At 70.8% G+C, this 23,932-nt stretch carries 23 protein-coding genes and 1 tRNA gene; 18 read left to right on the top strand and 6 right to left on the bottom strand.

Annotation, left to right across the window (positions count from 1 at the left end; genetic code table 11):
• The first annotated feature begins 33 nt into the window (after nucleotides 1-33).
• The 7 genes from ctaD (at nucleotide 34) to GGQ83_RS03050 (ending at nucleotide 6,602) form a co-directional block, all read left to right on the top strand.
• The gene (ctaD, locus tag GGQ83_RS03020; protein WP_184382111.1) at nucleotides 34-1,623 is read left to right on the top strand and encodes a cytochrome c oxidase subunit I; all 1,590 of its coding nucleotides are present in this window, start codon (nucleotides 34-36) and stop codon (nucleotides 1,621-1,623) included.
• Between the two features lie 28 nt (nucleotides 1,624-1,651).
• Nucleotides 1,652-2,629 (top strand): heme o synthase, encoded by a 978-nt coding sequence (locus tag GGQ83_RS03025; RefSeq protein ID WP_184382112.1) that lies wholly within the window; start codon nucleotides 1,652-1,654, stop codon nucleotides 2,627-2,629.
• The gene (locus GGQ83_RS03030) at nucleotides 2,626-2,775 is read left to right on the top strand and encodes a hypothetical protein (protein WP_184382983.1); all 150 of its coding nucleotides are present in this window, start codon (nucleotides 2,626-2,628) and stop codon (nucleotides 2,773-2,775) included. Before GGQ83_RS03025 ends, GGQ83_RS03030 begins: the two co-directional genes overlap by 4 nt.
• Nucleotides 2,775-3,410 (top strand): cytochrome c oxidase assembly protein, encoded by a 636-nt coding sequence (locus tag GGQ83_RS03035; RefSeq protein WP_184382113.1) that lies wholly within the window; start codon nucleotides 2,775-2,777, stop codon nucleotides 3,408-3,410. Before GGQ83_RS03030 ends, GGQ83_RS03035 begins: the two co-directional genes overlap by 1 nt.
• Nucleotides 3,411-3,506: 96 nt before the next feature.
• The gene (locus GGQ83_RS03040) at nucleotides 3,507-4,343 is read left to right on the top strand and encodes a cytochrome c oxidase subunit 3 (RefSeq protein ID WP_184382114.1); all 837 of its coding nucleotides are present in this window, start codon (nucleotides 3,507-3,509) and stop codon (nucleotides 4,341-4,343) included.
• A 58-nt stretch (nucleotides 4,344-4,401) separates the two neighbouring features.
• Entirely contained in the window at nucleotides 4,402-5,127 is a 726-nt protein-coding gene (locus GGQ83_RS03045; protein ID WP_184382115.1) for an SURF1 family protein, read from the top strand.
• Entirely contained in the window at nucleotides 5,124-6,602 is a 1,479-nt protein-coding gene (locus tag GGQ83_RS03050; RefSeq protein WP_184382116.1) for a carboxypeptidase M32, read from the top strand. Before GGQ83_RS03045 ends, GGQ83_RS03050 begins: the two co-directional genes overlap by 4 nt.
• 9 nt (nucleotides 6,603-6,611) lie before the next feature.
• Here the strand turns inward: GGQ83_RS03050 and GGQ83_RS03055 are convergent, their stop codons facing one another.
• A complete protein-coding gene (locus GGQ83_RS03055) occupies nucleotides 6,612-7,274 on the bottom strand; it encodes a class I SAM-dependent methyltransferase (protein WP_242534842.1) in 663 nt (220 codons plus the stop codon).
• 96 nt (nucleotides 7,275-7,370) lie between these two features.
• Nucleotides 7,371-8,156 carry a creatininase family protein gene (locus tag GGQ83_RS03060; RefSeq protein ID WP_184382118.1) on the bottom strand — a complete coding sequence of 262 codons (786 nt, stop codon included), beginning with the start codon at nucleotides 8,154-8,156 and terminating at the stop codon, nucleotides 7,371-7,373.
• Nucleotides 8,157-8,222: 66 nt separating this feature from the next.
• On the opposite strand from GGQ83_RS03060, the gene GGQ83_RS03065 reads away from it, so the two are divergent.
• The 5 genes from GGQ83_RS03065 to GGQ83_RS03085 all read left to right on the top strand — a co-directional run bounded on the left by GGQ83_RS03065 (nucleotide 8,223) and on the right by GGQ83_RS03085 (nucleotide 11,807).
• Nucleotides 8,223-9,755, top strand: coding sequence for a cryptochrome/deoxyribodipyrimidine photo-lyase family protein (locus GGQ83_RS03065; RefSeq protein WP_184382119.1), 1,533 nt, complete (start codon nucleotides 8,223-8,225; stop codon nucleotides 9,753-9,755).
• A gap of 62 nt (nucleotides 9,756-9,817) precedes the next feature.
• Nucleotides 9,818-10,243: an antitoxin Xre/MbcA/ParS toxin-binding domain-containing protein gene (locus GGQ83_RS20035; RefSeq protein WP_184382120.1), complete on the top strand. Its 426-nt coding sequence runs from the start codon at nucleotides 9,818-9,820 to the stop codon at nucleotides 10,241-10,243.
• Nucleotides 10,240-10,722, top strand: coding sequence for an RES family NAD+ phosphorylase (locus GGQ83_RS03075; RefSeq protein WP_184382121.1), 483 nt, complete (start codon nucleotides 10,240-10,242; stop codon nucleotides 10,720-10,722). Before GGQ83_RS20035 ends, GGQ83_RS03075 begins: the two co-directional genes overlap by 4 nt.
• Nucleotides 10,723-10,759: 37 nt before the next feature.
• Nucleotides 10,760-10,834 (top strand) — tRNA-Gly (locus tag GGQ83_RS03080).
• 364 nt (nucleotides 10,835-11,198) lie between these two features.
• Nucleotides 11,199-11,807, top strand: coding sequence for a DUF4145 domain-containing protein (locus GGQ83_RS03085; RefSeq protein ID WP_184382122.1), 609 nt, complete (start codon nucleotides 11,199-11,201; stop codon nucleotides 11,805-11,807).
• 40 nt (nucleotides 11,808-11,847) lie between these two features.
• Here the strand turns inward: GGQ83_RS03085 and GGQ83_RS03090 are convergent, their stop codons facing one another.
• The 3 genes from GGQ83_RS03090 to GGQ83_RS20265 all read right to left on the bottom strand — a co-directional run bounded on the left by GGQ83_RS03090 (nucleotide 11,848) and on the right by GGQ83_RS20265 (nucleotide 17,276).
• Nucleotides 11,848-15,879, bottom strand: coding sequence for a chromosome segregation SMC family protein (locus GGQ83_RS03090; protein WP_311727056.1), 4,032 nt, complete (start codon nucleotides 15,877-15,879; stop codon nucleotides 11,848-11,850).
• Nucleotides 15,880-15,959: 80 nt separating this feature from the next.
• Nucleotides 15,960-16,571 (bottom strand): DsbA family protein, encoded by a 612-nt coding sequence (locus GGQ83_RS03095; RefSeq protein WP_184382123.1) that lies wholly within the window; start codon nucleotides 16,569-16,571, stop codon nucleotides 15,960-15,962.
• 90 nt (nucleotides 16,572-16,661) lie between these two features.
• Nucleotides 16,662-17,276, bottom strand: a complete 615-nt coding sequence (locus GGQ83_RS20265; RefSeq protein WP_184382124.1) for an Ada metal-binding domain-containing protein — start codon at nucleotides 17,274-17,276, stop codon at nucleotides 16,662-16,664.
• 68 nt (nucleotides 17,277-17,344) lie between these two features.
• Here GGQ83_RS20265 and GGQ83_RS03105 point away from each other — a divergent pair, with 68 nt between their 5' ends.
• The gene (locus GGQ83_RS03105) at nucleotides 17,345-18,244 is read left to right on the top strand and encodes a DMT family transporter (RefSeq protein WP_242534843.1); all 900 of its coding nucleotides are present in this window, start codon (nucleotides 17,345-17,347) and stop codon (nucleotides 18,242-18,244) included.
• Nucleotides 18,245-18,268: 24 nt separating this feature from the next.
• On the opposite strand, the gene GGQ83_RS03110 is transcribed toward GGQ83_RS03105, so the two are convergent.
• Nucleotides 18,269-18,751, bottom strand: coding sequence for a DUF721 domain-containing protein (locus GGQ83_RS03110; protein WP_242534844.1), 483 nt, complete (start codon nucleotides 18,749-18,751; stop codon nucleotides 18,269-18,271).
• Between the two features lies 1 nt (nucleotide 18,752).
• Between GGQ83_RS03110 and GGQ83_RS03115 the strand changes: the two genes are divergently transcribed.
• From GGQ83_RS03115 to GGQ83_RS03135, 5 genes are read left to right on the top strand one after another with little or no spacing between them, the layout of a single operon-like run.
• Nucleotides 18,753-19,793, top strand: a complete 1,041-nt coding sequence (locus GGQ83_RS03115; RefSeq protein ID WP_184382927.1) for an A/G-specific adenine glycosylase — start codon at nucleotides 18,753-18,755, stop codon at nucleotides 19,791-19,793.
• A 52-nt stretch (nucleotides 19,794-19,845) separates the two neighbouring features.
• Nucleotides 19,846-20,907 carry a flagellar motor protein MotB gene (locus GGQ83_RS03120; RefSeq protein ID WP_207017891.1) on the top strand — a complete coding sequence of 354 codons (1,062 nt, stop codon included), beginning with the start codon at nucleotides 19,846-19,848 and terminating at the stop codon, nucleotides 20,905-20,907.
• Nucleotides 20,904-21,770, top strand: a complete 867-nt coding sequence (gene motA / locus GGQ83_RS03125) for a flagellar motor stator protein MotA (RefSeq protein WP_184382126.1) — start codon at nucleotides 20,904-20,906, stop codon at nucleotides 21,768-21,770. Before GGQ83_RS03120 ends, motA begins: the two co-directional genes overlap by 4 nt.
• 32 nt (nucleotides 21,771-21,802) lie before the next feature.
• Nucleotides 21,803-22,261 (top strand): PaaI family thioesterase, encoded by a 459-nt coding sequence (locus GGQ83_RS03130; protein WP_184382127.1) that lies wholly within the window; start codon nucleotides 21,803-21,805, stop codon nucleotides 22,259-22,261.
• Nucleotides 22,262-22,320: 59 nt separating this feature from the next.
• The gene (locus GGQ83_RS03135) at nucleotides 22,321-23,928 is read left to right on the top strand and encodes an ABC transporter substrate-binding protein (RefSeq protein WP_184382128.1); all 1,608 of its coding nucleotides are present in this window, start codon (nucleotides 22,321-22,323) and stop codon (nucleotides 23,926-23,928) included.
• The last annotated feature ends 4 nt before the right edge of the window (nucleotides 23,929-23,932 follow it).

The following is a 23,932-nucleotide window of genomic DNA, read 5'->3' on the forward strand; positions in this document are numbered from 1 at the left end:
GCGTAGGCTGAGAAAGAGAAAGGCGACCGGACAATGGCATATGCTGCGGACGCGCATGGTCATGACGACCACAAGCCGAACTTTGTGAATCGCTGGCTGTTCAGCACGAATCACAAGGATATCGGCACCCTCTACATCATCTTCTCGCTCTTCGCCGCGCTGGTCGGCGTGGGGCTGTCCTTCCTGATGCGTCTCGAACTGCAGTCCCCCGGCCTGCAGATCTTCGCTGACGGGCAGATGTGGAATGCCTATGTCTCGGCCCACGGGCTGATCATGGTGTTCTTCGTGATCATGCCCGCGCTGATCGGCGGGTTCGGGAACTGGTTCGTGCCCATCATGATCGGCGCGCCGGACATGGCCTTCCCGCGCCTGAACAACATCAGCTTCTGGCTGCTGGTGCCGGCCTTCCTGCTGCTCGGCGGCAGCCTCTTCGTGGGCGGCGGCGCCGGCGCGGGCTGGACCATCTACCCGCCGCTGTCGGACAGCACCTACCAGCCAGGCCCGGCCATGGATATGGCGCTGTTCGCGCTGCACCTGGCGGGCGCCAGCTCCATCCTGGGCGCGGCGAACTTCATCACGACCATCTTCAACATGCGCGCCCCGGGCATGACGCTGCACAAGATGCCGCTGTTCGTGTGGTCCATGCTGGTGACGGCCTTCCTGCTGCTGCTGGCCGTGCCCGTGCTGGGTGGCGCCATCACCATGCTCATCACGGACCGCAACTTCGGCACGGCCTTCTTCGACCCGGCCGGCGGCGGTGACCCGGTGCTGTTCCAGCACCTGTTCTGGTTCTTCGGCCACCCCGAAGTGTACATCATGATCCTGCCGGCCTTCGGCATCGTCAGCCACGTCATCTCCACCTTCAGCCGCAAGCCGGTCTTCGGCTACCTCGGCATGGCCTACGCCATGGTGGCCATCGGCGTGGTGGGCTTCGTGGTGTGGGCGCACCACATGTACACCTCGGGCATCGACGTGGACACGCGCGCCTACTTCATGGCGGCGACCATGGTCATCGCCGTGCCGACGGGCATCAAGATCTTCTCCTGGATCGCCACCATGTGGGGCGGCTCCATCAAGATGGACACGCCGATGCTCTTCTCGGTGGGCTTCATCTTCCTGTTCACGGTGGGCGGCGTGACGGGTGTGGTGCTCGCCAATGCCGGCATCACGCAGATCCTGCACAACACCTACTATGTGGTGGCGCACTTCCACTACGTGCTGAGCCTGGGCGCGGTGTTCGGCATCTATGCCGGCATCTACTACTGGATCGGCAAGATGAGCGGCCGCCAGTACCCGGAGCGCCTTGGCAAGATCCACTTCTGGCTGACCTTCGTGGGCGTGAACCTGACCTTCTTCCCCATGCACTTCCTGGGCAACCAGGGCATGCCGCGGCGCTACCCGGATTATCCGGATGCCATGACGGGGTGGAACATGGTCGCCTCAGTGGGCTCCTACATCGCGATCGCCAGCTTCCTGTTCTTCTTCTACGTCATGTGGGTCACGCTGCGCCGTGGCGAGCAGGCGGCGCCCAACTACTGGGGCGAGGGTGCCACCACCTTGGAATGGCAGGTCAGCAGCCCGCCGCCCTTCCACACGTTTGACGAACTGCCCCGCATCCGCTGAGCGGGGGAACTGAAACCGGGACCCCGCCATGAGCGATGCGACCATGAGCCGAACGGGGGGGGCGAAAGCCCCCCTCGCCATATCAGCGCCCGCCGCCGACGACCTCATGGGCTCCGAGGTGCGGGACTGGATCACGCTGCTCAAGCCGCGGGTCCTGTCGCTGGTGGTGTATTCGGGCGTGGCCGGGCTGCTGGTGGCGCCGGGCGTTGGCGAGATGCCGCTGGTGCTGGCGCTGACGGCCGTCCTCTGCATCACCATCGCCGCCGGCGCGGCGGGCGCCATCAACATGTGGTATGACCGCGACATTGATGCGGTGATGCGGCGCACGCAGAAGCGGCCCATCCCCTCGGGCCGCATCAGCGCCGATGGCGCGCTGGCCTATGGCGTACTGCTGGCGGTGGGTTCGGTCGCGCTGATGGGGCTGGCCACGAACTGGCTGGCCGCCGCGGTGCTGGCGGGGTCCATCCTGTTCTATGTCGTGATCTACACGATGTGGCTGAAGCGTCGTACGCCGCAGAATATCGTCATCGGCGGCGCGGCGGGCGCCTTCCCGCCGCTCATCGGCTGGGTGGCGGTGACGGGCAGTGTCGAGGCGCTGCCACTGGTGCTCTTCGCCATCATCTTCATGTGGACGCCGCCGCATTTCTGGGCGCTCTCGCTCTGGGCCCATCAGGACTACCAGCGGGCCGGCGTTCCCATGCTGCCGGTGGTCTCGGGCGCGCGGGAAACCCGGCGCCAGGTCGTGATCTACACCGTTCTCCTGGTGCCGCTGACGCTGGTGCCCTGGCTGATGGGCTTCAACTCCTGGGCCTATGGGCTTGCGGCGGCGGTGCTGGGGGCCAACTTCCTCCGCCACGCCTGGGCCGTCTGGCGCGATGCGCAGGATGCGGCGGGCGTGTCCCAGACGCAGGACATGCCGGCCAAGCGCTGCTTCAAATACAGCATCTCCTACCTGTTCCTCCTGCTCGGCGCCCTGGTGGTGGACCGGCTGTGGCTGGTGGCATGACCGCGCCGCTTGACCGGCCGATGACGCCGGAGGAGCGCGCGGTGTTCGACCGCCGCCGCCGTGCGCGGAACTGGGCCATCCTGGCGGCCCTGATGGGGTTGGTGGTGCTGTTCTTCTTCATCTCGACCGCAAGGCTGCTGCGCTGATGCGAATCGAACGCCCCGACCCCGCCATCCTCGCGCGGAAGAACAAGCGCCTCGCCGTGGCCTCCTTTGGCTTCGTGGCCTTCATGGTGGGCGTCTCCTTCGCCGCCGTGCCGCTCTATGACCTGTTCTGCCGGGTCACGGGCTTCGGTGGCACGCCCATGATCGGCCAGGCCGCACCCGCCGCCCCGGGCGAGGCCACCATCACGGTGCGGTTCAACGCCAACACCCAGCCCAACCTGCCCTGGCAGTTCGCCGCCGAGACGCGCGCCATGACGCTGCGCGTGGGCGAGGAGGGCCTGGCCTTCTACACCGCCCGCAACACGGCGGATCGGCCCGTCACCGGCATCTCGACCTACAACGTGACGCCCGAGATCGTGGGCCGCTACTTCCACAAGACCGCCTGCTTCTGCTTCGAGGAGCAGACGCTGGAGCCCGGCCAGCGGGCGGACATGCCGCTGACCTTCTGGGTGGACCCGCGCATCGCCGAGGACCCCGCGACGCGCGACATCCGCACCATCACGGTCAACTACACCTTCTTCCGCAGCCTGCATGATGCCGAGCGTGCCGGAGCCCTGGCGAATGCCGGCCCGCATGTCGGGCCCCAAGGCGGAGCGAGGACCACCACCACCCGCTGAAGCCCGGCCGCGGACTTGATCTTCCGCGGCTTTTCCGGGATTGATGCGGACCATCCAGCGCGGGAACAAACCCGCCGAACGGGTCAGGATTGAGCGATGGCAAGCACCGGCCAGGGCGGCAGCCCTTACAAGCACCCCTACCACCTGGTGGACCCTTCGCCGTGGCCGCTGCTGGCGGCCTTCGCGGCCGGCCTGCTCGTCACCGGCATCATTCTCCAGGCCCATTACGGCATGGTGTGGCCCCTGGTGCTGGGCGCGGCGGGCACGCTGGTCTGCATGTTCGGCTGGTGGCGCGACGTTCTCAAGGAAAGCATGACCCCGGGCATGCACACCTCCGTGGTGCGGCTGGGCATGCGCTACGGCATGATCCTGTTCATCGCCTCCGAGGTGATGTTCTTCGTGGCGTTCTTCTGGGCCTATTTCCACTTCGCGCTGTATCCGGAGCATGTCTCGGGCGCCACGCAGGCCATCTGGCCGCCCCAGGGCATCAAGACCTTCGACCCGTTCCACCTGCCCTTCCTCAACACCATGATCCTGCTGCTCTCGGGCTGCACGGTGACCTGGGCGCACCACGCGCTGCTGCATAATGACCGCAAGGGGCTGATCGTCGGCCTCGCGCTCACGGTGCTGCTGGGCATGATCTTCACCGGGCTGCAGGCCTGGGAATACGCGGTGGCGCCCTTCCCCTTCGTGGATGGCGGCGTCTATCCCTCCACCTTCTACCTCGCCACCGGCTTCCATGGCTTCCACGTCATCGTGGGCACCATCTTCCTCGCGGTCTGCCTGTTCCGCGCCATCGCCGGCCACTTCACGCCGGAGAAGCATTTCGGCTTCGAGGCGGCCGCCTGGTACTGGCACTTCGTGGACGTGGTGTGGCTGTTCCTCTTCGTCTCCATCTACTGGTGGGGCGCGGGCGAGATCGCGCCGCATTGATCGGCGCTTCGCGCACAATCCGGACGGCGCGCCCTCACCGGCGCGCCGTTTTCGGTTCATGACCGGACGTCCCTGGCAGAGGCTCATCCTGCCCTCCTTCCTCGCTCTGCCGGTGCTGGCCCTGCTGCTGGGGCTGGGCAGCTGGCAGGTGCAGCGGCTGGCCTGGAAGAACGGGCTGCTGGCGGACCTCGCCGCCGCCCAGGCCGCCGCGCCCATCCCGGCCCCCCTGGCGCCAGAGCCCTTCGCCCACATCATCGCCACCGGGCGCTTCCGCCCGGGCGCCGAGGCGCTGCTGGGCCTGGAGGTGCGCGGCCCCGTGCTGGGCGCCAGCCTGATCGCGGTGCTGGACCGCGAAGGCGCGCCCCCGCTGCTGGTCGAGCGCGGCTGGGTGCCGATGGAAGGCGGCGCCATCGAGCGCCCGGAGGGCGAGGTCACCCTCACCGGCTTCGCCCGGCCCAGCGAGCGCCGTACCCTCTTCGCCGCCGCCGATGACGTGGCCGGCCGGCGGTTCCTGAACTTCGACGCGCCGGCCATCGCCACCGCGCTGGGCGTGCCGGAGGCGCCGCCCTACGCCCTGACCGTCATCCGCCCGGGCGCGCCGCGCGGGCCTTCGGGCTTTGGCGCCGCGCCGCCGCCCTCGCGCGGGCCGCTGCCCGAGGCCGCCACGGGTTTCCCCGCGCCCAACAACCCCCATCTGGGCTATGCGCTGACCTGGTTCGGGCTGGCCGCGGCCTGGGTCGCCATCTTCGCCCTCTGGGCCAGCCGTCGCATGAGGTCCCCATGAACGCCGCCTATCAGCGCCTGGCCGCCCGCGCCGCCCGCCTCGCCGCCCTGGGCGAGGCGCAGTCCATCCTGCACTGGGATGCCAGCACCATGATGCCGCGCGGCGGTGGCGCGGCGCGTGGCGAGCAGCTGGCGGCGCTGGCCGGCCTTGGCCATGAGATGATGACGGCACCGGATGTGGCCGAGGACCTTGCCGCCGCCGAGGCTGAGGGCGAATGGGCCAGCGCCAATCTCGCCCTGATGCGCCGCGCCCATCGCCGCGCCACTGCCCTGCCCACCGCCCTGGTGGAGGCCACCACCCGCGCCAACGCCGCCTGCGAGAAGGTGTGGCGCGACGCCAAGGCGGCCTCCGACTTCGCCCTGGTCCGCCCCTTCCTGGAGGAAGTGCTGCGCCTCCAGCGCGAGACCGCCCAGGCCTACGCCGCCGCCACCGGTCTCAGCCCCTATGACGCGCTGATGGAAGGCTACCAGCCCGGCGTGACGGCGGCGGAGGTGGAGCCCGTCTTCACCGCCTACGAAGCCTGGCTGCGCGAGGCCCTGCCGCGTGCGGAAGAACTCCAGGCCCGTCGCGGCGCGCCCATCCCCCTGCCGGGCCCCTTCCCCGTTTCGGCCCAGCGCGACCTCTGCCGGCGCCTCTCCCTGCGTGTGGGGCTGGAGGCGGAGCATTCGCGCCTCGACGAAAGCCTGCACCCCTTCTGCGGCGGCACGCCCACCGATGTCCGCATCACCACCTTCTACAGCGACAAGGACCCCGCCAAGGCGCTGCTGGGCGTGCTGCACGAGACGGGCCACGCTCTCTACGAGCGCGGCCTGCCCGCCGCCCATGCCCGCCAGCCCGTGGGTGAGAGCGCCGGCATGGCCGCCCATGAATCGCAAAGCCTGATCGTGGAGATGCAGGCCTGCCGCTCCGACGCCTTCCTGGCTTTCCTCGGGCGCGAGCTGCACAAGGCCTTCGGCGGTGACCCCGCGCCCTATGCGGCGGGGAACCTGGCCAAGCTGTGGCGGCGCGTGTCACGCGGCTTCATCCGCGTGGATGCGGACGAGATGACCTATCCCGCCCATGTCATCCTGCGCTTCCGGCTGGAACGCGCCATGATCGGCGGCGACCTGGCGGTGGCCGACCTGCCCGGCGCCTGGGCCGAGGGGCTGAAATCCCTGCTGGGCATCACCCCGCCCGACGACGCCCGCGGCTGCCTGCAGGACATCCACTGGCATGACGGCGCCTTCGGCTATTTCCCCAGCTACACCCTGGGCGCCATGGCGGCCGCGCAGCTCATGAAGGCGGCGCGCAAGGCCGAGGCGGGGCTGGATGCGGCGTTGGAGCAGGGCGACCTGTCACCCCTGCTGCGCTTCCTGCGGGCGAATGTGCACGCCCATGGCGCGCGTCTGGGCTTCCAGGACCTGATGCGGGCCGCCACGGGCAAGCCGCTCGACCCCGCCGATTTCACCGAACACCTGACCGCGCGCTACCTGTAGCGCGGGGGGTCAGCCCTCGTTGCGGACTTCCACCAGGGTGAAGAGCGCGATGGGGGGGCAGGCCTCCATCCGCTCGATCTGCGTCTCCGGCGTGAAGATGTCGGACAGCTTGAAGTCCGGGTGCCAGCCCAGGATGCGCGCCAGCGGCGAGGTGGTGCGCTCCAGCCACCAGCGGAACCCGTCATCGGCGGCGAAGTGGTTCACGAAGAGCAACTGCCCGCCAGGTCGCACCACGCGCGACATCTCGGCGAACAGCTTCTTCGCGTCCGGCACCACCGAGGCGGTGTACATGGCCACCGCGATGTCGAAGCTGTCATCGGCGAAGGCCATGGACTCCGCGTCCATCTCCATCAGCCCATGGACGGCGGAGAGCTTCTCCTCCGCCACCCGCTTCTTCGCCTTGAGCAGCATGTCGCGCGAGAGGTCGATGCCGACCACCTCCAGCTCAGGCTTGTAGTCGGGCAGGGCGAGGCCCGTGCCCACGCCGACCTCCAGCACCCGCCGCCCCGCCGTCTGGGAGAGGCGGTTGACGGCGGCCACGGCGCGGCGACGGCCAGGCGCGGAGACGCCACCGAACACCACGTCATAGATACCGGCCCATCGGCGATAGGCATCGCGGACGGAGGCGGCATCAAGCGCGGCGCGGGGGTGGGCGCGATCGCCTTCGGACATTCCCAAGCTGGACATCGTGGCGCGGGCGCCTTCTGGTGGAATGGGGGGGTTAACCCGCCCCGTGCCACAGCGCAAGGCAGAGATGACGGCCGCGTTTCATTCTTGGGAAGGTTTCCAGACGGGCTCGGGCGTCGTCCAGAGCACCGGGTCGCGCATGGCGGCGGCAATTCGGGCCGCCAGCGCCGCCATCATGGCCTTGCCCTTCTCGGCCGTGGCGGCGCGCGGGTCGCCGCGGACGCCGGTGCGCGGGGCGCGTTCGGCGAAGGAATAGAAGCGCGAGAAGCCGGGCGGAGCCTGCACGCCCTCATTGTTCGCGCCGGCGGCTTCCTCCAGCCGGTCCATCCGCACCTGGGCGGGGTCGAGTGCCATCCACAGCGCCGTCTCGCCCTCGCAGGCGTGCATGATGCGCGGCTGGGTGGTGAGGATGGCGGCGATCTCGGCCGGCGCGGCCTGGGGCCAGGTGGTGGTCACGACGGGCATGCCGAATTCATGCGCCAACTCGCGCACGGAGACGCCCAGCGGCTCGATATTGCCGCCATGCCCGTTCACGATCAGCAGCCGCTGGAAGCCCTGCGCCTTCAGGCTGCGGACCACGCAGCGCAGCACGGCGTGGAAGGTGGCGTAGTCCAGCGTGATGGTGCCGCCGAAGGGCAGATGATGCTCCGACAGCCCGGTCCAGAGCGGCGGCAGCACCAGCGCCGGCACATCCGTGGCACTTTCCGCCGCCGCCACGGCCACCTGATGCGCGATGAAGCTGTCGGTCCAGACGGGCAGATGCGGCCCGTGCTGCTCCAGGCTGCCGATGGGCAGGATGGGCAGCGCGCCCTCCGCCGCGCGGGCCTTCAGTTCGGGGCCGGTGAGCTTCTCCCAGCGGACTTCCATGGCGTGCCTCCTCTTGCGATCCGGCCGCAAGCTGACATGTCCGGGCGTGATGATCGAGCCAGCGTCATGATCGAAGTCGTCTGGTTCAAGCGGGATCTGCGCGTGGAGGACCACGCGGCGCTGGCCTCCGCCCAGGGGCCGGTGCTGCCGCTCCATGTCGTGGAGCCCGAGTATTGGCGCGGCGAAGACGCCTCCCCCCGGCAATGGCGCTTCACGCGCGATGCGCTGCTCGATCTGCGCGCGGCGCTGGCGGGCATCGGCCTGCCGCTGGTGGTGCGGGTGGGCGATGTGGTGGAGGTGCTGGCCGACCTCCATGCGCGCCATGGCATCCGCGCCCTGCACAGCCATGAGGAGACGGGCAACCTCTGGACCTATGCGCGCGACCGCGCGGTGGGCCGCTTTTGCCGCGCCCATGGCATCGCCTGGACCGAGCACCGGCAATTCGCCGTCTTCCGCCGCCTGGACAGCCGCGACCGCTGGGCCGCCCGCGCCGCCGCGCACCATGCCGCACCGCTGATCCCGGCGCCGCGAGGACTGATGGCGGTGCCGGAGGTGGCCGAGGGCGCCATCCCGGACCAACCCCGCGCCTGGAACCCCGAGGATGGGCTGCTCCGCCCCCAGCCTGCCGGGCGCGCCGCCGCGCTCTCCCTGCTGGACGGTTTCCTCGCCGGGCGCGGGGCGGATTACCGGCGCGGCATGTCCTCGCCCCGCACGGCCCCGCGCGCCTGCTCGCGCCTGTCGCCGCATTTGGCCATGGGCAGCGTTTCCATGCGGGAGGTGATGCAGCGCCTCGCCGCCGCCCGGCAGGACCTGGCGGCCATGGACCCACGCGAGCGCCCCATCCCGCTGGGCGCCGCCGATTCCCTGGCATCGCGCCTGCATTGGCACTGCCACTTCATCCAGAAGCTGGAGAGCGAGCCCGAACTCGAACGCCGCGCCGCCCACCCCGCCGCCGAGGCCGCCCGCCGCCCCACCGCCCCCGACGACCCGCTGCTGCTGGCCTGGGCCGAGGGCCGCACCGGCCTGCCCTTTCTCGACGCCTGCATGCGCAGCCTGATCGCGACCGGCTGGCTGAACTTCCGGATGCGCGCGATGGTCCAGGCCGTCGCCAGCTATCACCTGGCGCTGGACTGGGCCGCCAGTGGGGCGCGGCTGGCGCGGCTGTTCACCGACTACGAACCCGGCATCCATTGGCCCCAGGTGCAGATGCAGTCCGGCGCCACGGGCATCAACACCCCGCGCATCTACAACCCGGTGAAGCAGGGGCTGGACCAGGACCCGGAGGCCAAATTCATCGCCCGTTGGGTGCCGGAGGTGGCGCACCTGCCCTCCGCCCTGCGTCACATGCCCTGGAAGTTGGACGCACCGCCGCCAGGCTACCCCCCGCCCGTGGTGGACGTCACCGCCGCCATGCGCGCGGCCCGCGACCGGCTGACCACGCTGCGCGCCACGCCGGGCTTCGAGGCCGCCGCGCGCGGCGTCTATCGCAAGCATGGCAGCCGCGCCCGCCGCTTCCGCCAGGACGACCCCGCCAGCGAACGCGCCAAGGCCGCCGCCCGTGCCGCCAAGGCGGGGCGTCAGTTGCGGCTGGACGTGTGAGGGCTGGTTTTCCTGGACCCTCTTGCCCATTTGAGCATAGAGTTTGCTCAAAGGAGCCGACCATGACCTACGCCGCCATCTACCACGCGCCCGTGACGGCCCGCATCGGCCGCATCCGCGAGGGCGTGGCCGCGACCGAGGCGAAGGATTGGCTGGACCTGCCCGACCTCGGCCGCAACGCCACCCTCAAGGCACTGGACCTGGCCGTGGCCACCTTCAACCGGAAGGTGAAGGAGCGCGCCAACCTCTCCCCGGCCGAGAGCGAGCGCGTGCTGGGCCTGGCGCGGCTGGTCGGCCAGGTGGAGGCCATGGTGCGCGACGCCGGCGGCCCGGCGGATTTCGACGCCCGCGCCTGGCTCTCCCGCTGGCTGCAGGAGCCGCTGCCCGCGCTGGGCCATGCCCGCCCGCTGGATTTCTTGAACACCATGGAGGGCCAGCGCCTGGTCTCCGACACCCTCGCGAAGGCAGTCAGCGGCGCCTACGCGTGAGCGTCACGGCCTGGCGCATCGCCAGCGACACGCGCGGCTGGGCGGCGGATGACCTTTCGGGCGCCGGCGCCGACGCGACCGGGGGGCGCTGGAACCCGCCGGGGCAGGCGGTGGTCTATGCGTCCATGAGCCGGGCGCTGGCCTGCCTGGAGACGGTGGTGCACCTGAACGCGGGCGGGCTGCCGCTGAACCGCTATCTGGTGGAACTCACCATCCCCGACGCGCTGTGGAAGGCCGCGCGGCGCGAGACGCCGGACAGCCTGCCCGTGGGCTGGGACGCGGAGCCGGCCAGCGCGACCAGTGAGCGCCTGGGCGGGGAATGGCTCTCGGGCGGGGCGAGCGCGCTGCTGCTGGTGCCCTCGGTGGTGGTGCCGGAGGAGTGGAACCTGTTGCTGAACCCGCGCCATGCCGGGACGGCGGGGGTGAAGGCGCGGAAGGTCAGGAAGTGGCTGTATGACCCGCGGCTGCGAAGGGCTTGAGGTGGCGCGGCTGCTCCGGTATCCATGTGCCCCAGGCGCGGGCGTAGTTCAGAGGTAGAACGTCAGCTTCCCAAGCTGAATGTCGTGGGTTCGATTCCCATCGCCCGCTCCACTCTGCTGAAGCCGTAAATGGTTTTAGGAGCGTTTATCGGCGGGCTCGAACGCCAGTCACTAGTGTAATCGTGCGGACGTACCCAGTGACGCGGTGCAATCGCATTTGCGACTAGTTTGGCGTAATCTGCGGGTTACGTTAGTCTGATGCTGGCATCGTGCAGCAGTCAAGAATGGCAAACACCCCGGATCATTGGCGTGAGTGGGTCACTCGGCTCCCAGCGTGGATATGTCCTCGCTGCAAGGAAGGCCGGCTAAAGCCGGCAGAAAATGCCCCGGTTGAGGTGCCTACTGCATCCACGAAGGCAGGCCGGCAAAGCCCCGATTGGGAGCCGGATTGGGATGAGGGCGTTTTTTCGGCCATAATGATTTGCGACAATGAAAAGTGCGCTGAAGCTGTAACTGTCTCAGGGCGCACTTCTGTTGATGTGGATTTTAATCACGAAGGGCATCCTTTTTTAAGTACGTACTATAAGATTTTATTTGCATTTCCCTCGCCCGTGCCAATTTCTATGCCAATACATACGCCAGATGGAGTGAAGTCGGCATTAATCGCAGCAGCAGGTCTTCTTTGGGCGACGCCTGACGCCGCAATGAATAAGTTGCGACAGGCTGTTGAGGCGTTCCTTTCGGCTGAGAAGATTCCATCAACGACAACAAAAAAGCCACGCGGGCGAGTTAGGTTAAGTTTACATTGCCGAATCACTCGATACGGCGAGACTCCAAAGGGTCTGCCGTTGGCGTCGGCTTTACTCGCAGCTAAATGGCTAGGAAATGCTGGCAGCCACGATGATGGAAGCGCCTCGGTGACTCGCGATGACGTGCTTCTTGCATTTCAGGTTGTGGAGCATGTCCTTGACGAACGTTATTCTGATCGCCGTCAGAAATTGCTCCAACAAATAACAGCAGTGAACAAGAAGAAGGGTCCAGTTCGCCCAACAAGGAGAAAGACGAGGGTGAAGCCGCCCTTCTAAGGCCCGTGAGTGGTTTGTCTCGCTTTGCCACTTAATCCCCTCACCCCTCCGCCATCGCCACCGCCTCCCCCAAATCCACGCTCAACAACCGCGACACCCCGCGCTCCTGCATCGTCACGCCGAACAGCCGGTGCATCCGCGCCATGGTCAGCGCGTGGTGGGTGATGATGAGGAAGCGCGTCCCCCCCGCCACCCGCGTCTCGCCATCCGCCGCGTCGTCATCCACCTCGGGCGGGCGTGACATCACGTCCAGCAGGTCGCACAGCCGCTCCACATTCGCGTCGTCCAGCGGTGCGTCCACCTCGTCCAGCACGCAGACGGGCGCGGGGTGGCAGCGGAACACGGCGAAGATCAAGGACAGCGCCGTCAGCGCCTGCTCCCCGCCCGACAGCAGCGACAGCGCGGACAGCTTCTTCCCCGGCGGCTCCGCGTAGATTTCGAGGCCGCCTTCCAGCGGGTCCTCGCTGCCCACCAGCGCCAGATGCGCCCGCCCGCCCCCGAACAGCCGCGTGAACAGCGCCCGGAACTCCCGGTCCACCTGGTCGAAGGTGGCGCGCAGCCGTTCCCGCGCCTCGCGGTTGAGGTGCCCGATCGAGCCGCGCAGCTTCGCGATGGCGGCGCCGATCTCCTCGCGCTCGCGCAGCAGGGTGGCGATGCGGGCGTCCAGCTCCTCCAGCTCCACCTCGGCGCGGAGGTTCACCGGCCCCATCTCCTCGCGTTCACGGGCCAGGCGCTCCGCCTTGCGGCGCGCGCGGTCCTCGGCGGCGTCGGAGAGGTCTTCGGGCGGGTCGGGCAAGGCCGGCTCCTCGCCCAGCCGTTCGGTGATGCGCTCGGCCAGCGCCGCACCGGCGCGCAGCGCGGCCTCGCGCGCCGCTTCGGCCCGCAGCGCGGCCTCGCGCGCGGAAGCCAGCGCCATATCGGCCGCGCGCCGCGTCTCCTCCGCCGCGCGGGCGCGGCTGGAGGCCATCTCCAGCGCCGCCACCGCCGCCACATGGGCCGCCTCCGCGGCGGCGAGGCGTGTGGCGGCTTCCTCGGTCAGCCGCGCCGCCTCCTCGGGGCGGCGGGCCAGTGCCTCGCGGCGTGCGGCGGCCTCGGCCACGCGGGCTGTCAGGGCCTCGCGGCGGGTGGTGGCCTCCGACAGGCGCTGCGCCCAGGCAGCGCGTTCCGCCAGCGCGGCCTCGCGGCGCGCGGCAAGCCCCTCGCGCTCGGCCCGCAGCCCGGCGGCGCGGCCGCGCGCTTCCGCTTCGCGGCCCCGCACATCCGACAGCGCAAGCCGGGCCGCGTCCACCCCGGCCCGCGCCTCCACCAGGTCCGGCAGGGCGGCCCGCGCGGCGCGGGCGGTAGCGAGCGCGGCCTCGGCCTCCGCCAGTTCCGCGCCCAGCCTTTCCTCCTGCGGTGCCAGCGCGGCAAGCTGCGCGGCGGCGGCGGCCTGGCGTTCGGTCAGGCGCTGCAATTCGGTGCGGCGGTTGGCCAATTCGCCCTCGGCCGCGGCTCGGGCGCGGCGGGCGGCCTGTTCGGCGGCCTCGGCGCGAGAGGCGGCGGCGGCTTCATCTGCGGCGCCGCGCGGGGCGGGCAGGGCGGCCAGCGCGGCTTCGGCCTCGCGCAGGGCGGCTTCGGCTTCGTCGCGCTCGGCCTTGGCCCGGCCGGCCTGGGCGGCGGTTTCCGCGAGGCGGCGTTCGGCGGCGTCGAGGTTGGCGGCGAGGCGCGCGGCGCGGGTCTCGGCCTCGCGCGCCTGTGCCTCGGCGACATTTCGGGCGCGGCGGGCGGTTTCCTCGGCGGATTGCGCGGCGCGGTCGGCGGCGACGGCCTCGGCGCGCGCGGCCTCCGCGGCGCGGGCGAGGGGCGCGGTCTCGGCCAGCTTCGCCTCGGCCTGGCGCAGCCGGGCCAGCGCCTGCAGCCGCGCCGCCCCGGCCTGCGCCCCGCCCGGGGCCAGCACATAGCCATCCCAGCGCCACAGCGCCCCGCCGCGCGAGACCAGCGCCTGGCCCGGGCGCAGCGCCGCCTGGTGGGGCGCGCCATCCTCCGCCAGCCCGATCTGCGACAGCGCACGGGCGAGTTCCGGCGGCGCCTCGACCAGGCCGGCCAGTGACGTGACACCGGAAGGCAAGGGCGGCGCCTCGGCCAACGGCGGCAGGGTGCGCCAGAAGCGGTTGCGCCCGCTGCCGCGCCCACCCTCCAGGCCTTCGCCCAGCGCGGCCCCCAGCGCGGCTTCCAGCCCGGCGGGGACGCGCAGGGTGCGGGCGATGGGGTTCGCCTCGGTGGTATCACCCGTGGCGGCCTCCAGGCCTTGAAGCTCGGCCTTCAGGCGGGATTCGGCGGCCAGCGCGGCGGTTTCGGCGGCGCGGGCCTCGGTGGCGCGACGGGTGGCGGCCTCGCGGGCGGGCAGGGCTTCGGCCAGGGCCGCCTCGGCGGCGCGCAGCTTCGCGGCGGCGGTCTCGGCGGCCTCGCGCGCCTGGGCGGCTTCGCCAGCGTCGGGGCGCGCGGCGTCGAGGCGCGCCTGTTCTCCCCGCGCCGCATCGTCACGCGCGCCGGCGGATTGGGCGCGGCTGGCGGCGGCGGCGCGGGCGCGTTCGGCGGCGGCGCGCTCGATCTCGGCGGCGCGGGCGGCGCGGCTGGCTTCGGCCGCCTGTTCGGCGGCGTGGCGGCGGGCGCGTTCGGCGGCCTCCAGCGCGGCGCGGGCCTCGGCCAGGGCGGTTTCGGCGGCGGACAGCGCCTCGGCCGCGGCGGCGCGGAGGGGTTCGGGGACGGATTGCGCCTCGGCGGCCTTCCGCTGGGCATCCAGTTGCGCGCGCTGCTCCTGCAGGCGCCGCGCCCGCTGCTCCGCGAAGTTCAGTTCGGAAGCGAGCTGGTTGGCCCGCGCAGCCAGTTGCGCCGCCGCCTCCGTCGCCTCCTGCAAGCGGACCTCGCTGGTGGCGACCTCGGCGGCGAAGGCATCCGCACCCGCTTCCGCCTCCGCGATGCGGGCGGGAAGCTGGCCCTCGGCGCCGGCCAGCCCGGCGGCCTCGCGTCCGGCACGGGTTTCGGCGGCGCGGGCGTCCTCTTCCAGCTTTTCCGCATCGGCCACGTCGGCCCGAAGCTGGGCGAGGTTGGCCTCGGCCTCGCGCAGCGCCTCGGCGGCGCGGGCGGATTCGGCGGCGAGATTTTCCGCCTCGACGCGCCGGCGTTCCAGCAGGGTGCGGGCCAGGCCTTCCTCGGCGCGGGGCGCCTCGACAGCGGCGGAAAGCGTCTCGGCGGCGCGGGTGGCCTGGCTGGCCTCCGCCTCGGCCCGGCGCAGGGCGTCGCCGCGCTCCTCCAACGCTGCGCTGGCCTGCTGGATGGCGGCCTCGGCACGTGCGACGAGCAGGGCGAACCAATCCCCCTCCGCATCCCGCACCAGGCCCGAGAGGTTGCGGTAGCGCGCCGCCTGCCGCGCCTGCTTCTTCAAGGATTCCTGCTGGGTGGTCAGGCTGCCGAGCAGATCCTCGCTGCGGGCCAGGTTGTTCTCCGCCTGGCGCAGCTTCAGCTCCGCCTCGTGCCGGCGGGCGCGCAGGCCGGCGATGCCCGCGGCCTCCTCCAGCACCGAGCGCCGTTCCTCGGGCTTGGCGCCGATCAGCAGCGCCACCCGCCCCTGGCTGACCATGCCCGAGGCGCGCGGGCCGGAGGCGAGGTCGGCGAACATGGTGTTCACGTCCCGCGCCCGCACCTCGCGCCCATTGATGCGGTAGGAACTGCCCGAGCCCCGCTCGATTCGGCGGATCACCTCCAGATCGGCCGCGCGGTCCATGGGGGCGGGGGCCACGCCCAGCGCGTCCTCCAGGCGCAGCACCACCTCGGCCAGGTTGCGGGCGGGGCGGGTGGCGGTGCCCGCGAAGATGACGTCGTCCATCTCGCCGCCGCGCAAGGACCGCGCGTTGCTCTCGCCCATGGCCCAGCGCAGCGCCTCGACCACGTTGGATTTGCCGCAGCCATTGGGGCCGACAATGCCCGTCAGCCCGGGCAGGACGGGGACCTGCACCGGCTCGGCGAAGCTCTTGAAGCCGGCGATGGAGATGCCCGTGAGCGTGGCGGAGAGGCGCCGCCGCCCCTCCTCCACCGCTCCCGGTTCAGGCGTGTCGGGTCCGGGCGTTTTTGGCCCAGGCGTTTCTGGCCCAGCCGTTTCAGGCGTGGTCTCGCTCACGTGCGCGGGGCGCTGCGGACCTGCCGTTCGAACTCCGCGAAGGACAGTCCGCCCGTGTGCAGCCGCCCGTTGAAGGTGAAGCTGGGCGTGGCGCGGATCTGGTATTGCTGCTCCGCCGCCAGGCGCTGGGACAGGATGCCGCGATGGAATTCCTGGTCGGTGGCGACGGCATTGAAGGCCTCGCGGTCCATGCCGGCCAGGGCCGCGATGCGCGCCAGCTCCTCCGCCTGGCGGCCCTGGGCGAAGGCCCAGCGCGCCTGGGTCTGGAACAGGGCGGTCAGGAAGGCCTCGTAGCGGTCGGCCGGCATGGCGCGCGCCACGGCGGAAGCGAGCAGCGCGATGCCGTCCAGGGGGAAGTCCCGCCACACCATGCGGATCTGCCCCGTCTCGACCAGCTGGCGGCGCACTTGGGGCCAGATGTCATTGTGGAAATTGGCGCAATGCCCGCAGGTGAGGGAGAAGAATTCCTGCACCACCACGGGGGCGTTGGCCTGGCCCGTGCTCCGTTCCGCGAGGCGCGGGTCGGTGGGGGCGGGGGTTTGGGCGAAAGCCGGCGTGGCAAGGACGCCGCCGCCCAGCACGCCCAGATGACGACGCGAAATCCGCATGGAACCAGGTCTCCTGATGCTTTGGGCGGAGTTTACCCGCCGCCGCGCCTGGGCACAAAGCGTCGGCGTGGTGTGAGACAGATTGTGACATTAACCCGTGACGACCGGACCTCGCAGCCGGACGGCACTGGGCGGCCGGCGGTAGGCGGCCGCGAAGGCGGCGTTGAAGCGGCGCAGGCTGCCGAACCCCGCCTGCGCCGCGATGTCCGTCATGGGCAACGTCGTCGTGTCGAGCAATCGCTGCGCGCGCCGGAGGCGGGCCGTGCGGGCGGCCTGCGCCGGCGAGGCACCGACATGACGCGCGAACAGCCGGGCCAGATGCCGCGCGCCGACGCCGAGGCGCGCGGCCAGCGCCCCCACCGTCGCGCCCTCGCCATCCAGCGCCCCCTCCTCGATCAGCCGCAGGGCACGCGCGACCGTCGTGGCCGAACCATTCCAGGCCGGGCCGAAGGGCGCCGTCTCCGGGCGGCAGCGGAGGCAGGGGCGGTAACCCGCGGCCTCGGCCGCCGCCGCGGAGGCCGCGAAGCGCACATTCTTTCGCAGAGGCAGGCGCACCGGGCAGACGGGCCGACAATACACGCCGGTCGTGCGCACCAGGATGAAGAACCGCCCGTCATAGGCCGGGTCGCGCGCCAGCCACGCGCGCTCGCATTCGGCGTCATCGAGGGGGAGGACGGAGTCCGGTTCCGGCGAGCGGGAGGGCACGGCGCGACGCTATCCCACAGCCCATGCGCGATGTGAACGCAAAAGCGATGGGCCCTGTGGAGTGGGCCATGCTCCTTGGCCTCTCCATTCTCTGGGGCGGGTCGTTCTTCTTCGCCAAGATCGCGGTCGCCGAGCTGCCGCCGCTCACCCTCGTCCTCGGCCGCGTCGCCCTGGCCGCGCTCGCGCTGCATGTCGTGGTGCTTCTGTCCGGGCGGCGCATGCCCATCACCCGGGAGGCGCTGCTCGCCTTCGCCGTCATGGGGGTGCTGAACAACCTCATCCCCTTCGCGCTCATCTTCTGGGGGCAGACGCGCATCGCCAGCGGCGTCGCCTCCATCCTCAACGCCACCACCCCGCTGTTCACCGTCATCGTCGCCCATCTCCTGACGCGCGAGGAGAAGGCCAGCGGGGGGCGCCTCGCGGGGGTGCTGCTCGGCATCGGCGGCGTCGCCGTGATGATAGGGCCCGGGGCGATCGGATCACTCGGCCGGGATGGCGCTGCGTGGGGTGAGCTGGCGGTGCTTGGTGCCGCGCTCTCCTATGCCTTCGCCGGCGTCTGGGGGCGCCGTTTCCGCGCTTTGGGCCTGGATCCGCTTGTGTCGGCCTGCGGCCAGCTTTCGGCCAGCGCGCTGCTGGCCCTGCCGGTCATCCTCCTGGTGGATGCGCCCTGGACGCTGCCGCCCCCGGGTGGGGCCACCTGGATGGCGCTCCTGGCGCTCGCCCTTGCCAGCACGGCGCTCGCCTACGTCATCTTCTTCCGTGTGCTGGCGGTGGCGGGGGCTACCGGTATTTCCCTGGTGACGTTCCTCATTCCTGTCAGCGCGATTCTTCTTGGCTTCCTCTTCCTGGGCGAGCGCCTGGAGGGGCCGCATGTCGCGGGCATGGCGCTGATTGGCCTCGGCCTCACCGCCATTGACGGCCGGCCATGGCGCCTGCTGCGGGCTAGGTGGGCGGGGCCTCCCGCCTGACCTGTGCTCGGCGACGGCGCCCCGTCACCCTTTGGCGAAGACGCCCTGTGCCATGCGCTCCAGCGCGGCGCGCAACTCGCCCTCCGGCAGGGTGTCGAGCCGCGCGACGGTGCCCTGGGGCAGTTCGGCGGGCGGGGGCGCGGGTTTGCGGGCGGGCAGGGCGCGCGGGGCGCGCTGGCGGAAGGACAGGCGGCTGACGGCCACCCGGCCCAGATGGGCGTTCACCCGGTCCATCACCACCGGCCCCAGAAGGCTGAGTTCCATGGCCGCCGGCCCGGTGCAGGCGAGCGTCAGCGTGCCGGCCGAGAGCTTCACCGGCTCGGCCATCGCGGCCAGCTCGGGCCCCATGATGGCGGGCCAGTCGGCGATGATCTGGGCCGCGGCGGCGCTGCGGCGGCGGAAGGCCGGGCGGGCCAGGCGCGGGATCAGCGCGCCCAGCTCATGCGGGCCGCGATATGCGGGCGCCGGGCTGGACAGCGGCGCCGGCGCCCCTTCCTTCTTCGTCATGATGAAAGCCTCCGCCCAGGACCTGCTGGATTGGTATGACCGTGGCGCCCGCCGCCTGCCCTGGCGCGGCACGGCCGACCCATACCGCATCTGGATCAGCGAGGTCATGCTGCAACAGACGACGGTGGCGGCGGTCGGGCCACGTTATGCGCGTTTCCTGGCGCGCTTCCCCGATGTGGCGGCGCTGGCGGCCGCCGAATGGGCGGAGCTGGCCGAGGAATGGGCGGGCCTTGGCTACTATGCCCGCGCGCGCAACCTGCACGCGGCGGCGCGCGCCATCATGGCCGGCGCAATACCCGCAACGGTGGAGGGCTGGCGCGCCCTGCCGGGCATCGGCCCCTATACGGCGGCGGCCATCGGCGCCATCGCGCTGGGCGCGCCGGTGGTGCCGATGGATGGCAATGTGGAACGCGTTGTGGCCCGGCTGCACGCGGTGGAGGCGCCGCTGCCGGGCGCGCGGGCGGAGCTGGCGCGGCTGGGCCAGCTTTTCACCACCCAACCCGCCATGCGCGCCAGGCCGGGCGACTTCGCCCAGGCGCTGTTCGACCTGGGCGCCACCATCTGCACCCCCCGCAACCCCGCCTGCGCGCTCTGCCCTTGGCGCGAGGCCTGCCGGGGCTTCGCGCTGGGCCTCGCACCCAGCCTGCCGCGCAAGGCGCCGAAAGCCGCGCGGACGCAACTTCATGGGGTGCATTTCGCGCTGCTGGACGGGCAAGGCCGCCTGCTGCTGCAACGCCGGCCGGAAAGCGGCCTGCTGGGCGGCATGCTGGCCCTGCCCGGCACCCCCTGGCGCGCGCAACCCTGGACCGCCGAGGAGGCCTCGCCCCACGCCCCCCTGGCCGGGGTGAACTGGCGCCCCCTGCCGGGCGAGGCGCGCCATGGCTTCACCCATCGCGACCTGACCATGACGCTCTGGGCCGCCCGCACGCCCCGCCTGCCCGAGGGCGCGGAGGCCCTGCCGCTGGAGGAAGCCCTCCGCCACATGCCGAGCGCCATGCGCAAGCTGCTGGCGCTGCTGGGCCCGGGATTCACGGCCCCTTAACCGGCCGGCGGCAGGATGCCCGCGCGGCAGAAGGCCGCGGACGGGGATCATCTTGGCCAAGCGCGGCAAGGACAAGGGCGGCACGATCGTCATCAAGAAGATCGAGGAAGGCGGCCATGGGCATCATGGCGGCGCCTGGAAGGTCGCCTACGCCGATTTCGTGACCGCCATGATGGCCTTCTTCCTGCTGATGTGGCTGCTGAACGCGACCACCGAGGAACAGCGCCGCGGCCTGGCGGATTTCTTCAACCCATCCAATGCCCTGGCAACCGGCCAATCGGGCATCGGCATGCCCTTCGGCGGCATGACACCGCACAGCGTCGGACAGATGACGGCCGATACGGGCTCGGTCCGGATCGAGCGCGGGCCCCGCCCCACCCAGTCCGATGCCGATGAGGACCAGGAGGAAGTCATCCCGCCCATCGCCGACCAGTCCAACCCCAACGCCCCGCCCGGCGAGGAGAACAGCGCGCCCCCGCGCCGCGTGGCGGAGGGCGAGGCTGGCAGCATCGAGGGAACGGCCGAACCGGGCGCCGGCCCCATCACCGAACTGGGCACGCCCGGCACCGATGGCGCGATGGGCGAGGCCGCCGCCGCCGCGCGCGAACGTCAGATCGCCGCCGTGGAGGCCGAGCAGGTGTCGCTGGAGGAAGCCGCCGACGCCCTGCGCGCCGCCTTCACCGCCGACCCGGCGCTGGCGGAACTGGCCCGGCAGATGCTGGTCGAGATCGTGCCCGAGGGGCTGCGAATCCAGATGCTGGAGAGCGACGGCACGCCCATGTTCGGCACCGGCGGCGCCACGCCCAATGACCGCACGCGCCGCGCCATCCGGGCCGTGGCGGAAGCGGTGGCGGCCCTGCCCAACCCGCTGACCGTGACGGGCCATACCGACAGCACGCCCTTCCGCGGCGGCACCCGCACCAACTGGGACCTTTCCGCGGACCGCGCCAACGCCACCCGCCGCCTGTTGATGGAGGGCGGCGTGGCCGAGGCGCGGCTGCGCGGCGTGATCGGCATGGCCGACCGCGAGCCCCTCCTCCCCGAGGATCCCCGTGCGGCGGGCAACCGTCGCGTGTCCGTCACCCTCCTGCGCCAGGCGGAGATGCCGCGATGACCACGATCGGTGGCTTCATCTTCCTGCTCATCATGGTGTTCGGCGGATATCTGATCGCCGGCGGGAAGTTCGACATCATCATCAAGGCGCTGCCCTTCGAGATGATGATGATCGGCGGCGCCGCCGTCGGTTCCTTCCTGATGGCCAACTCGATGCACGACGTGAAGCACACGCTGGGTGGCATCGGGAAGATCATCAAGGGCGGCAAGTTCAAGAAGCAGGACTACACGGACCTGCTTTCGCTTCTCTACTTCTTCGTGCGGCTGGCCCAGACCAAGGGCGCGATGGCGCTGGAGCCGCATATCGAGAAGCCAAGCGAAAGCGCCGCTTTCGCCAAGTTTCCGCGCATCCTGGCCGATCACCACGCCACCGATCTGATCTGCGACTACCTCCGCATGGTGGGCATGAATGCCGATGACCCGCACCAGATCGAGGACACCATGTCGCGGGAGCTCAAGAAGATCAAAGAGGAGGAACTGCACTCCTCCCACGCGCTCCAGAGCGTGGCCGATGCCTTCCCGGCGCTGGGGATCGTCGCGGCCGTGCTGGGCGTCATCAAGACCATGGCCTCCATCGACCAGCCCCCCGCGGTGCTCGGCAAGATGATCGGCGGCGCGCTGGTCGGCACCTTCCTGGGCGTGCTGCTGGCCTATGGCCTGACCGGCCCCATGGCCTCGCGGCTGAAGGGCGTGGTCGAAGAGGAGTCCTACTATTACGAGGTGATCCGCGCCGTCATCGTCGCCCACCTGCACGGCAATGCCCCGCAGGTCTCGGTGGAGACGGGCCGCAAGGTCGCTCCCACCCAACACATGCCCAGCTTCGCGGAAATGGATGCCGCCCTTCAGGAACTGACCATCACTTGACGGAAGGGCGGGCCGCCCCTCCCCTTCCGGCCATGGACCTGCCCGAACATTTCCGCGCCCAGGCGCATTCCCCCTTCCATGACCTGCTCGGCATCGAGATCATCCTCTGGGAGGAGGGGCTGGCGCGGCTGCGCTGCATCCCCGGCCCCATGCACGGCAACCGCTCCGGCATCGTGCATGGCGGGGTGATGCTGGCCCTGCTGGACCAGGCCAATGCCTTCGCCGGCCTGTTCTGCCCCGCCCCGGGGCGCAAGCGCCATGCCGTGACGCTCGACCTCGACACGCGCTTCACCGGGCAGGGGCGACTGGGCGTGCCACTGATCGCGGAGGGGCGGCTGGTCACGGCCGGGCGCAACGTCTTCTTCGCCCGCGGCGAGGTGCGGGACGAGGGGGGCACGCTGGTGGCTTTTGGCGCCTCCACCCACCGCTACCGCGCCGGCAGCCACGCCCTGGAAGGCGTGCCGGCAATGGGGGCCGACGGCGACGCTTGACGCTGGGGGGCAAGTTATGCGGATTGTCATGGACATCCCTCCATGACGGACGCGAGCCCATGATGCCGAGCCTTCCCAAGCGCGCCCTTCTCACTGGCGGTGGCGCCGCCCTGGCCGCCGCCGCCCTGCCCGGCGCGCGGGAGGCGCAGGCCCAGACGCCGCGCACCGCGCTGGTGATCGCGGCCCAGATCGACGATCTGGTGGCGCTGGACCCGCACCACTCCTTCGAGGTGACGGGCAGCGACCTGCTGAAGAACGTCTATGACCAGCTCTTCGTCCTGGACCCGACCAAGGACACCGCCGAGCTGCAGCCCGGCATCGCCGAGAGCTTCACCGTCAGCGAGGACGGCAAGACCTACACCTTCCGCATCCGCCAGGGCGTGCGCTTCCATTCGGGCAACGCGCTGACGGCGGCCGACGTGGTCTATTCGCTGCGCCGCCCGCTGATGATCAACCGCACGCCCGCCTTCATGTTCCGCAGCGTGGGTCTCACGCGCGACAATGTGGAGCAGAACGTCCGCCAGACCGGCGATTTCGAGGTCCAGGTCACCTTCAACCAGGCCTATGCGCCCACGCTGATCCAGAACCTGTTCACGGCCAACATCGCCTCGGTGCTGGACAGCCGTCTGGTGCAGCAGAATGCCGGCGACGACATGGGCAATGCCTGGCTGAACCGCAACTCCGCGGCGTCGGGCGCCTATCGCCTGGTGCGCTACCAGCCCAATGAAAGCTACACGCTGGAGCGCAACGACCAGTGGTGGCGTGGCCGCGCCAACCTGCAGCGCGTCATTGTCCGCCATGTGCCCGAGGCCGCGACGCAGCGCCTGCTGCTGGAGCGCGGCGACGTGGACGTGGCGCGCAACCTGACGCCGACCGACATCACCGCGCTGCGCGGCCGGCCCAACATCAGCCTCGCGGAATTCCCCCGCGGCACCATCCAGTATTTCAGCGCCAACCTGACCTTCCCGCTGCTGCAGAACCCGAAGGTGGTCGAGGCGCTGAAGTATCTCGTGGACTATGACGGGATCGCGAACAACCTGCTGCCGGGCCAGGTCTTCCCGCACCAGAGCTTCATCCCCCGCGCCATCCTGGGCGCCGTGGACACGCGGCCCTACACCTATGACCCCGACCGCGCGCGCCGCCTGCTGGCCGAGGCCGGGCACGCCAACGGCATCGCGCTGACCATTGATACGGCGAACAGCTTCCCCTCGCTGGACGTGGCGCAGACGCTCCAGGCCAGCATGGCCCGCGGCGGCGTGCGGCTGGAGGTGCTGCCGGCCACGGGCGCCCAGGTGCTGGCCAAGTTCCGCGCGCGGAACCACCAGCTCTTCATCGGCATCTGGGGCCTGGGCTATCCGGACCCGCACTACAATGCGGACAGCTTCAGCAGCAACCCGCCGGGCACGGACAACCCGGGCAAGCTCACCTGGCGCAATGGCTGGGACATTCCCGAGCTGACCCGGCGCACCGAATCCGCGATGACCGAGCGCGACCAGAACGCCCGCGCCGCCATCTACCGCCAGATCCAGGAGGAGTTCATGAACACCTCCCCCTTCGCGATCTTCGCGCAGCAGCAGGTGCAGGTGGCGCACCGTTCCAACCTGCGCGGCTACATGGCGAGCTCGCCGGGGCTGTCGGCCATCTACTGGCTCGCGAACAAGGGCTGATTCC

It is taken from the genome of Roseococcus suduntuyensis (assembly GCF_014196305.1).
GTDB classification, from domain to species: Bacteria; Pseudomonadota; Alphaproteobacteria; order Acetobacterales; family Acetobacteraceae; genus Roseococcus; species Roseococcus suduntuyensis.